Source organism: Nonomuraea longicatena (genome assembly GCF_039525605.1).
GTDB classification, from domain to species: Bacteria; Actinomycetota; Actinomycetes; order Streptosporangiales; family Streptosporangiaceae; genus Nonomuraea; species Nonomuraea longicatena.
On record NZ_BAAAHQ010000106.1, the window covers coordinates 1 to 1,423 of the forward strand.

At 62.2% G+C, this 1,423-nt stretch carries 1 protein-coding gene; it reads right to left on the reverse strand.

Annotated features, from left to right (window positions below):
* Positions 1-1,423, reverse strand: a 1,423-nt coding sequence (locus ABD120_RS39590) for a recombinase family protein (protein ID WP_343955664.1), incomplete at both ends; no start/stop codon positions are given.

Sequence of the window (1,423 nt, forward strand, 5' to 3'; positions counted from 1 at the left end):
TTCCATTTGCCCTTCGGTAGGGGATGGACCATAACCGCCTTGACGTATCGAGCCATGATTGCCCGGCGCTCCCCTAGGGTGTCGAGGTCATCCGACAGCCATTCAGCTAGGGCGACTTCACCGCTCATGGCCGCGTGCTGGGCGTCGATGGTGACCTTTGCCTGTTGCGCCCTCATGTCACCTATCCTGGCACGAAGGTCACTCATGATCCCCGACGCGTCGAAGATGTCCATAACGCCCTCTGTAGCGGCCTGGCGGACTTGGGCTAGCCGAATCTCCAGGGTGGCTATGTCGGCGTCGTACGCGCTTCCTGGCGGGTCCTGGGGCACGTCCTCGGGCGCGTCCCCCTCGGCCCTGATTCGTTCGGCCACATACTCCCGAATCACTTGCTCTAGCCACGGCTTAGCTCGGGCAGTGCCGCCGCATCCGCCGCGCGTCGTGTCGCACATGTAGCGCCATCGCTTCTTAGTGCCGTGATCGCTGGGCGTCACCCGATGCAAGGTTGCACAGATGCCGCACCGGACGAAGCCCGCGCCTAGGTGCTTCCGTACGAGGTCTTCCGGCTTCCGAGTGTTCGCGGTCAACTTCAGAAACACCGCTTGCCACTTCACCCGGTCCTTGACGACCGGGGGCCACGACCCCACGCCCTCGATACGGTGGCGCTTGGTTTCTGTGTCGTAGACGGCCACTAGGCCCGCGATGCGCGGGTTGGTCAGCAGGCGGGTTGCCGTCGTGATGACCCACGGCTTGCCGTTGATCGTGTAGAACCCTGAAGAGTTCCACCACTTGATTATCGTCGTCAGGGTGGCGCCCAGAAGAATTCGAGTGAGGGCGCCCACGATGAACGATTGCGCTTCGTGATCTACATGTGTGAGGTAGCCGATACCCTTGGTCGGGTCGGGGTTGAGGTAGCCGCGTAGCGGCGGGCCGCCCGTGGGGCGCCCCATCTCGCGCATTTGCCGTTGCGCCCGTGTGACGCGTTCGGCGGTTTCCTCGGCTTCATTCGCGTCCTTCGCCGCGAGCATTCGAGCCAGCATCCGGCCGTTGGCCGTTGTTAGATCGACTTCGCCCACGGTGACAGTGAACAGCCGCAGCCCATAGCGCTCGACGAGCTGAATGATTAGCTCGTTTTCGAGGGGACGCCGAGTAAGGCGGCTCGTGCTGTAATAGATGATCGCGTTGATACGGCCTGATTCGATATCGGCTATCAGTCGTTGAAAATCCGGCCGTACCTTCTGCGAACGGGTCGATGCGCTGATGTCGTTGTCTATGTAGGTGTCTACGACAGTCGCAGTGATCCGGATGGCCAGTGCGTGGCCGTCGTCGAGTTGCCGGGTAACGCCTAGCTCCCGTCCTTCCCTGTCATCGGATATGCGGGCGTAGATGCCCGCTCGTAGGCCGCCCTGTAGTGTCCTGGCCGACA